The following is an 8,871-nucleotide window of genomic DNA, read 5'->3' on the forward strand; positions in this document are numbered from 1 at the left end:
TGGCAAGCTCAGGCAGCTACTCCCTTTCGTTTCGCTTATTCTATAAATACCTATAAAAACATGCGCTGTGCTGCTTCCAAATGCTTCTTCTCCTTGTTACCCCGTCAATCGGGCGGTTACTGGAAGTTCCCTCCAGCCAATCCTTGTCAGAGCGAGAGTCTTGCCGCCAGTTAACGGGGATCAGACAAAATTTTCAAGAGACGGGGACTTTTTTCCCGCTGATTGTTAGTTGATCCGATCGGGCGTTTAGGTGGCAGTTGTTCCAGGACAACCCTTTTTTAGACCAAGGGTTTTACTGCAATTAACGTTGGATAAAATTGGGCACGACCAGCGATGCGGTACGTGCCCAATTGATTTTTAAAACAACCCGAGAGCTCTTCCTTGTTCATCGACATTCATTTGATACGCAGCCGGTTTTTTTGGAAGGCCGGGCATTGTCATCATTTCCCCAGTCAAAGCCACAATAAATCCCGCACCAATCTTCGGCTTCAGTTCTCTTACATGAATTGTAAAGTCAGTAGGCCTGCCCAGTTTGGCAGGGTCATCGGATAGTGAATATTGAGTTTTCGCCATGCAGACAGGCAAATCGCCCCATCCATTTTCCGCAAATTCCTCTAGCTGTTTAAGGGCCTTAACGGAGAATTCCACATCTTTTCCGCCATAAACTTTTTGGACTATTGTTCTGATTTTTTCGTCCAGCGGAGCAGTCATGTCATACAAATATTGAAACTTCCGCTCATTTGTTTCCATTTCATGTAATACTTTCTCCGCCAGATCGATGCCGCCAGATCCGCCTTTCGCCCAAACCTCTGTTAAGGAAACGGGAATGGAGTTGCTTGCACACCATTCTTGCAAAACTTGAATTTCGGATTCGGAGTCAGCGGCAAACCGGTTGATGGCAACGACAAAAGGCAAGCCGAATTCGGAGATGGTTTCTGTATGTTTTTTCAAGTTCTCCAGTCCTTTTTTAAGACCCGTAATGTTTTCATGCTTTAACTCGTCCTTTGGAACGCCGCCATGCATCTTTAATGCGCGGATCGTCGCAACGATAACCACTGCCGAGGGTTCAACACCTGCACTTCTTGATTTGATGTGAAGAAATTTCTCCGCTCCAAGATCAGCGCCGAAGCCTGCTTCCGTTACCACAAAGTCGGCAAGTTTTGCCGCAGTTTTTGTCGCCATTACGCTGTTGCACCCGTGTGCGATATTGGCGAACGGACCACCATGAATAATGGCCGGTGTATGTTCAATCGTTTGAACCAGATTTGGTTTTAAGGCATCTTTCAGTAAGAGCGCAAGCGCCCCTTCACCTCCAAGATCTCTTACGGTCACAGGTTTGCGGTCAAAGTCATATGCAATGACCATGCTAGACAACCTGCGCTTCAAATCATCCAAGTCCGTCGCTAGGCATAAAACCGCCATAATCTCCGAAGCGACAGTAATGTCAAAACCATCTTCACGAGGGATTCCTTGACCCGGACCGCCCAATCCAACGACCACTTCCCTCAAAGCCCGGTCATTTAAATCGACAGCTCTCTTCCAAACGATTCTCCTCTGGTCAATCCGCAACTCATTCCCTTGGTGCATATGGTTATCTAACAGCGCAGCCAGTGCATTATTGGCAGTGGTGATAGCGTGCAGGTCACCGGTAAAATGCAGGTTGATATCCTCCATCGGCAGTACCTGTGCATACCCGCCCCCGGTTGCACCGCCTTTGATGCCCATCGTAGGACCAAGGGAAGGTTCTCTTAACGCAATCATTGTTTTTTTTCCCAGTCTTGACAAAGCATCACCCAAACCAACTGTTACAGTAGACTTGCCTTCACCGGCGGGGGTCGGATTGATTGAAGTGACCAAAATAACCTTTCCGTTTTTTTGTTGTTCCAGCTCCCTCATCTTTTCATAAGAAATTTTCGCTTTAAATTTCCCGTATAACTCCATATCGTCCTCAGTAAGGCTGACTTTTTCGGCAATTTCGAGGATGGGATCCAATTTCGAACTTTGGGCTATTTCAATGTCGCTTAACGGTTTTTTCTCATCCATATATAAATGTAACCTCCCTGTTTTTAACTTATTTTTATTATGTAAGATCATATGATTTCTTTACTCGCTTGACTGTCCAAAATAGGTCTCTTCATAAGGCTGAACCACCACAAAACCGTCACCTTCAAATTTCATTTGAATCGACTCGCCGCTTCCTCTGCCAAAGAAGGTTTTTAACTGAACGTCCGTTACGAATTCGGGAGACAAGTTCCCTGACCAGGCCACAGTTGCGTGAGGGTCGGTGTATACGGGGTTACCCTGTGCAATAGCTAAAGTTAACGGTTCATAATGTGTGGTAATGGCAGTCATGCCGGTTCCTGTTATTTTAATATTGAACAAGCCGCCGGCCATCATTCCGGCAATCTTCCGCATCAGCTTAATATCCCATGAAAGGGCAGGTTCAAAAGCAAGCAAGTTGTTTCCGTTTACAAATAGGGATTCATTTTTCAGATTCAGGATGGAGATTTTCTTCCCCGCATCAGCCAGGTACAGCTTGCCATTTCCATTTGCCTTCATAAGTGGGGTTCCTTCCCCGGTGAATGCCTTTTTAAATAATCTTCCGATTCCGTGTTCCAATATCCCTTCCCGTTCAAATTTTATATTTCCTCGGTATGAGACCATTGCTCCCGCTTTTGCCCAAACCTGTCCGTCCAAATTCACCTCTAACAAACGGGGCGTCTCCAACTCAAATAAGCCTTCGCCTTTGTCTTCTTGTTGTGTTTCCCTAATAAATTCGCTGATGGAATAACGGTTTTCTGCCATCGTTGTCCCCCATCTATTTTTTTGTTATTTTTAAATTGAAAAGATCTATAAATGACAAAGCTTGCTTTAAGTCGTTGGAAAGACCGCTTAGGAGGTGCTCTTGCACGCCCCTTTTATACACGTCTTTTTCCCGCGACTTTTATCCATCCATGATCAGCGGCAAGCTTTGCAAATTCTCGTTGCAAATGATTTTTCTCCCTAAAAGTCGTGGATAGCTGTACTTTCGGGGCATTGCTGTAGGGCCTAAGATGCCAAAACAGCATAGCCGCCGGGTTTTATGATTTTCCGAATGTTTTGTAATGCGGCGATTCATTCGCTTGAATAGACGCGTCAAGCTCCTTTTCGCGAAAAAGAGGGTTATTCAAAATTTCCCGCCAAGAACAAAAGGCCAGGCCTTTCGTTCTTTTTGGCAAGTGCGATCATTTCCTGACAAGTCGAATCCTGTCACTGTAAAACCTTTCTGCTTTAAGAGATGAGCCGTATCCATCGCCGCAGCCCAAATCCCTATGTAGCCCTTTGGGATATGCTTTTGAAAAAATGGAATCATGCTCCCATTTTCCCACATTCGGCTCATGCCATGATGCAACCCGAACATCCCGCGAAGTTTTGGCGGCTTCTTCCCACGAAAAATGGTCTCATCCCAACCTGCCGCGGTTATAGGGCGTTATTTTTTTGCTTCTTCTTCCTCAGTCCTATCATGAATCAACTTCAAATCTGCTACTCTTTCCGGGTTTTCTTCGAAATATTGGACAAGATCACCAATTCGGTCAATGGAATCCCAACTCAGATGATGTTCGATTCCTTCTACATCGTCATAAATGTTCTCCTGTTTGACTCCGATCGTTTGTAAAAATTTTTCCAATAGATCATGACGCTCAACAAGGCGTTTTCCAATCTTCTTTCCTTTGGACGTCAGAATTAGCCCCCGGTACCTTTCATAAACAATGTAGCTTTCCCGATCGAGTTTTTGAACCATTTTTGTAACTGAGGAGGGATGGACTTCCAGAGCTTCTGCAATATCGGAAACTCGTGCATATCCTTTGTTATCGATTAATAAATAAATTTGTTCTATATAATCCTCCATGCTAGGAGTCGGCATGATAATCCCTCCAAATACCTTTTATAAGCACCTAAAAGTTTACTATATACAGCGGTTTTTCACAAGTAAAGGGGAATGAAAACCCTTTACTTTATTCTAATTTTCTAAAAAGTGATCACAACTTTCTGATGATTTCTTGACTCGAGGGAACGTCTAGTGTATAGTTGATGTATCATTTAGCAAAATAAGTGAAATGGACAGAGTTTTCAGTTGTTTTGTTTTATGATAATATTTTTTCATGGCACATAGCGGTGCCGTAAGATTTTAGGAGGATTAAGTGCATGCAAAACGGAAAAGTAAAATGGTTTAACAACGAAAAAGGCTACGGTTTTATCGAAGTTGAAGGCGGAGACGATGTATTCGTACATTTCACTGCCATTCAAGGCGAAGGCTTTAAAACATTGGAAGAAGGCCAAGAAGTCTCTTTTGAAATCGTTGAAGGAAACCGTGGACCTCAGGCTGCTAACGTTAACAAAGTAACCACAATATAAAATGCACAAGGCTGACTATTGCGTCAGCCTTTTTTTGTTCTAGTAAGGAAAAGGTATCTCCTGATCGGGAATGATCATTGTTTCCAATAGCAGACACTTGCTGAAGTCGTACAATTTTCCACTTAATAAAATGGAAAATAACTCAATGTGTAATAAGCGTTTAAAAGGGTAACTGCTGGCTTGATGACGACTATACCATTTGCCTTCTTGGAATTGGCCACGGAGCTTTTCTTACTTAAAAAACATTGATGTTAGGGGTTTTAGAACGTGATAGAAAGTCAATGGAAGCTTTTAGGAAGACTTAGTAGTGATTGCTGATCAGCGGAAAAACGCCAGAGAGCTTGGAAGCTGATTTGAAGTCGAGTGTGGCTTCATTAGAGGCTTTGGGGAATGTTTAAAATGGTTTATTTTATAAAAAATTTTTGTTCTGATGGTGTGCAAGGATACCAGAGTGGGGTATTCATGCTGTCAATATTATATAGTGATTGTTGCCGAGTTTGATTTTACATCATTTTGCACGTTTTTCTAAAAATGGTTGAAAGATAAAAGGCTAACTTTTGGACAAGTACCCCTTTGGATTCCATTCTTTTTGTATATATGGGGACGCCCCTAATCCTAGTGCAGGCATTCTTGCGATAGCAGCAAATAGCTTTTTCCTTTTTCTATTGTATTGATCAATGGCATTAGTCTTGCAAACCGAAAAAAATGAAGCCGCCATAACGAACTTTATATGATTTTTTAAAAACAAGAAGAGGAGTTTTTTACAAGATTTAAATACGGAAGTGTTAAGCGGAGTTTTTTGATAAAAGATGATAGGCCGCCCCACGATCATGGATCCAGCCCAGCCTCCTCCGTGTTTACCAATTCCTTGCCCTTTTCCCGCAAGCTGCTTCCAACTGTACATTGGTTGATGCAAAATTGATGGGCATATGTCTTACTGTATGCTTTTCTGAAATGCTTTTTTAAAAAGCAATCATTGCAATATTGCTGTAGGATTTCATCGATTTCTTTTATCACATGCGTACGATTCATGGAAAACATCTCCCAGCATCCAAAGCTTACTCTAACTTAGTATGACTATGGATAAATTTATTTTCAAGTGCTTGGCGCGCCAACTTATCCGCTTCCTTGTTTTGAGCCCTTGAGATTACTTCTATTGTGGGTTTGATATGAAGTTTATTTAATGTCATTTCGATTTTATCCAGCCAGCGGCATAATTCCTGTTCATAACAGGGCCATTCACCGGCGAGCTGCTTTAAAACCCCTTGTCCGTCCCCCTTGATTGTGCAAGGGGTATGGCGAATGTCCAATTGTTCCAACATGTTGACGGCGTTGAACAGCGCCACGTATTCCGCTTCGTTACTTGAAGCAATACCATCTATTTTATCATTATAACGCATGTGAAATTGATCAGCGCCGATTTCGTAATAGATGACAATACCAATGCCTGTTTCGCCGCTCTCTTTATGATAACCTCCATCGAAATAAATAGTGGGGTTTCTTGCTTCAGCCTCCACTTTTTGCTTTAATTTCCTGAATTCCTTCAGGCTCCATTCCATTCCCATATCATCTAATATCGTTATTGCTTTTATGCGATTTATTTTGGAAAAATCGTTCAAGATATATTCCAAGATTTGATCATCAAGCCAATTTGTTTCGAATTGCACTTTATCTTTATTGGGAGTTTCGTATTCAAAAGTCAACTTAATATTCATTTGACCCACCACCTATACAGTGAAATCCTTTTACTCCGCTGATAGAAGCGGAACAAAGGCTAAGATAGAAAGCATCCTATTGGCAAAACCCAGGTAATGACCCTCTTGTCGCTCCCTCGCACTCATCCATCCTCGAAAAAAATTACGCTTTTTCCTCATGCGCTGACAGTGCTGTCAAAGCTTTCCTTGTCCTATCGCCCCCAACCAATCGGGCTTTTACTGGCAGTTTGATATCCCTTTATTTTCCATTCCAGTTTTTTCCTTTAAACACTTGAAACGAAGGGCTTACTGCCAGTTAAAGCGGGACATCTGCTTGTTGGCTCCATGCGCTTATTTAGATATAATCATTTGTATTATATGTTATTTTCAGTAGAAGAAAAAATAACGGATCAGGAGATGGACAAATGATTGAAATTTACATAGATGGGGCCAGTGCCGGAGATCCTGGCCCAAGCGGAGCAGGCATTTTTATCAACAATGATGGGAAAGTGAAACAATATGCCCTCCCACTTGGGATTGCCAGCAATCATGAAGCTGAATTCCTCGCTCTCATAAAAGCGTTGGAATTATGTTCGGGAGAAGAAGATGCCATCATTTCGGTCCGGTCTGATTCCACTCTCGTTGTTGACGCCATTGAAAAACAATTTGTCAAAAATAAAAAATACACTCATCTGCTTGATCAAGCACTAAGGTTGACAGAGCAATTCAACCTTTTCTTCATTAAATGGGTACCTTCAAAAGAAAATAAAAAAGCGGACGAACTTGCTAAAAAAGCGATCCGCTTAAACTAATTTGACTTTGTCAATTCCCGGTCTGTAAATGGATGATCGAAGTCTTTTTTCAAAATTTGCAGCTGCCTTTGAACCACATTTAATTCGTGCTCATCCACATAGTCGAAGGCAGATCGCGGGATGTCATTCCAATAAGTTTTCTCGAAGTCAAATTGGAAAGGGGTGCTGCAGTTAATGGCAGCAAGCTCCCGGGATATATGCAGCAATTCCAAATGAGTTTCGATCTTGGCACGCTGTGAAGGTGTTACATCGGCGAGGTTTTCAAGAAGTGTTTCTATACTGCCGAAACGCCGGATTAACGTTAGTGCTGTTTTTTCACCGATCCCTTTTACCCCCGGATATCCGTCGCTTGCATCACCCATCAAAGCTTTTACATCTATGAGCTGATGGGGATCAAGCTGATACATCTCTTGGAATGTTTCTTTTGTGTATTTGGCATAGTTGCCGATCCCCTTTTGCAAAAGCCACACGTCTACACTTTCATCAATTACTTGTAATAGGTCGCGATCTCCCGTTAATACCGTCATTTTGGCATTGTGCCGGTTTTTGGAGCAAATCGTCCCGATACAATCATCCGCCTCATAGCCGCTCACACCAATATTCGGAATGGCAAACGCATGAGTCGCTTCCTTTGCAAAATCAAATTGCGGAATTAATTCAAGAGGAGGCGCTTCCCTGTTTGACTTATAATCTGGAAAAATGTCATTTCGATACGTTTTGCTTCCCATATCCCAACAGACGGTAATATGGGAAGGAGAGGCCGCTTCCACAGCCGACAGGATATGTCTCAAATATCCCTGAACTGCATTAGTTGGAACGCCTTTGCTATTAAACATAAAATGCTTTCTGATGGAAGTGGCGTAAAAGGCCCTAAAAAGAAGCGCCATCCCATCAATCACTAATAAGTGATTTTTTCTCATTTTATATCTTACCCCATTCTCTGTGGATTTGGCTTTACACGCCCGGGAACGTATCTGGCTCGGAAGTGATATAAAGCATTGAAGCTCATGTTCAAATTTGAGTGACATTAGGCAAATCGTCTTGCCAGAGGCTCTGCGCCAGCCAAGCTTACTTTAATTATGACATAAAAAGAGAATGAAGTCTTTTATCCGCTATTTAATCTCTATTCATCTATTTTCAAATCCCAAAATAGCCAAGAGTTTAGAAGGTTCATTTACATCCATTGTAATAGTCTACTAATAAATTAGTGTTTAGCACATTTTTTTTATTTGGGTAAGACCATTATACGGAAATTGATTTTTTCAATACATTAAGAAGGGAGGAAATAGCAATATGCGTAAAAGATATTGTCGATCTTCGAGAGATTATAGAAATGACTGTAACTGTGTTTATTGCTGTCATTTTCGTAAAAGTTGCAAAACAGGAGAGTGTTGCAATAAATGTAAAAGATATTGTCATTCTCCGAGAAATTATAGAGTTGACTGTACCTGCGATTATTGTTGGAGTCATCACAAAAGCTACAAAACGGAAGAATATCAGCATAGTAAAAGGTATTGTCATTCTCCGAGAAAAGATGACTGTAACTGTCATCATCACAAAAACTGCAAAGTTATAAACGTCATAAAATGTCCACCTGTACCACCTTGGCCAGACGGACCGACGGGGCCGACAGGACCGACGGGACCAACGGGGCCGACGGGACCGACGGGGCCGACAGGACCTACGGGACTTACCGGAGCAACGGGACCAACGGGGCCGACAGGACCAACAGGACTTACTGGAGCAACGGGACCGACGGGGCCGATAGGACCTACGGGACTTACCGGAGCAACGGGACCGACGGGGCCGACAGGACCTACGGGACTTACTGGAGCAACGGGACCGACGGGGCCGACAGGACCTACGGGACTTACTGGAGCAACGGGACCGACGGGGCCAACAGGACCTATCGGACTTACTGGAGCAACGGGACCGACGGGGCCAACAGGACCTATCGGACTTACTGGAGC

At 42.9% G+C, this 8,871-nt stretch carries 11 protein-coding genes; 3 read left to right on the forward strand and 8 right to left on the reverse strand.

What is annotated here, in order from left to right; translation table 11 throughout:
* Positions 1–357: 357 nt before the first annotated feature.
* From JOC94_RS16300 to mntR, 4 genes are all read right to left on the reverse strand, one after another.
* On the reverse strand, positions 358–2,043 hold the full coding sequence (locus JOC94_RS16300; RefSeq protein ID WP_077113368.1) for a formate--tetrahydrofolate ligase: 1,686 nt from the start codon (positions 2,041–2,043) through the stop codon (positions 358–360).
* A 60-nt stretch (positions 2,044–2,103) separates the two neighbouring features.
* A complete protein-coding gene (locus JOC94_RS16305; protein ID WP_077113367.1) occupies positions 2,104–2,805 on the reverse strand; it encodes an AIM24 family protein in 702 nt (233 codons plus the stop codon).
* Between the two features lie 361 nt (positions 2,806–3,166).
* Complete coding sequence (locus tag JOC94_RS16310) at positions 3,167–3,379, reverse strand: hypothetical protein (RefSeq protein ID WP_139345705.1); 213 nt, start codon at positions 3,377–3,379, stop codon at positions 3,167–3,169.
* Positions 3,380–3,469: 90 nt separating this feature from the next.
* Positions 3,470–3,904 carry a transcriptional regulator MntR gene (mntR, locus tag JOC94_RS16315; RefSeq protein ID WP_077113365.1) on the reverse strand — a complete coding sequence of 145 codons (435 nt, stop codon included), beginning with the start codon at positions 3,902–3,904 and terminating at the stop codon, positions 3,470–3,472.
* 281 nt (positions 3,905–4,185) lie between these two features.
* Between mntR and cspD the strand changes: the two genes are divergently transcribed.
* Complete coding sequence (cspD, locus tag JOC94_RS16320) at positions 4,186–4,395, forward strand: cold-shock protein CspD (protein ID WP_077113364.1); 210 nt, start codon at positions 4,186–4,188, stop codon at positions 4,393–4,395.
* 828 nt (positions 4,396–5,223) lie between these two features.
* Here cspD and JOC94_RS16325 read toward each other — a convergent pair.
* Positions 5,224–5,427: a zinc-finger domain-containing protein gene (locus JOC94_RS16325; RefSeq protein WP_077113362.1), complete on the reverse strand. Its 204-nt coding sequence runs from the start codon at positions 5,425–5,427 to the stop codon at positions 5,224–5,226.
* 26 nt (positions 5,428–5,453) lie between these two features.
* The gene (locus tag JOC94_RS16330; RefSeq protein WP_205179875.1) at positions 5,454–6,110 is read right to left on the reverse strand and encodes a reverse transcriptase-like protein; all 657 of its coding nucleotides are present in this window, start codon (positions 6,108–6,110) and stop codon (positions 5,454–5,456) included.
* A 404-nt stretch (positions 6,111–6,514) separates the two neighbouring features.
* Here JOC94_RS16330 and JOC94_RS16335 point away from each other — a divergent pair, with 404 nt between their 5' ends.
* Positions 6,515–6,901: an RNase H family protein gene (locus tag JOC94_RS16335; protein WP_205179877.1), complete on the forward strand. Its 387-nt coding sequence runs from the start codon at positions 6,515–6,517 to the stop codon at positions 6,899–6,901.
* Here JOC94_RS16335 and JOC94_RS16340 read toward each other — a convergent pair.
* Positions 6,898–7,821, reverse strand: a complete 924-nt coding sequence (locus tag JOC94_RS16340) for a 5'-3' exonuclease (protein WP_205179878.1) — start codon at positions 7,819–7,821, stop codon at positions 6,898–6,900. The two genes, JOC94_RS16335 and JOC94_RS16340, sit on opposite strands and share 4 nt — an antisense overlap.
* Before the next feature lie 413 nt (positions 7,822–8,234).
* On the opposite strand from JOC94_RS16340, the gene JOC94_RS16345 reads away from it, so the two are divergent.
* Positions 8,235–8,477, forward strand: coding sequence for a hypothetical protein (locus tag JOC94_RS16345; RefSeq protein ID WP_205179879.1), 243 nt, complete (start codon positions 8,235–8,237; stop codon positions 8,475–8,477).
* On the opposite strand, the gene JOC94_RS16350 is transcribed toward JOC94_RS16345, so the two are convergent.
* On the reverse strand, positions 8,455–8,871 hold a 417-nt coding region (locus JOC94_RS16350), incomplete at its 5' end, for a hypothetical protein (protein WP_205179880.1). The genes JOC94_RS16345 and JOC94_RS16350 overlap by 23 nt on opposite strands.

Origin of the sequence: Siminovitchia thermophila (genome assembly GCF_016909185.1) — a bacterium.
Classification (GTDB): Bacteria; Bacillota; Bacilli; order Bacillales; family Bacillaceae_C; genus Siminovitchia; species Siminovitchia thermophila.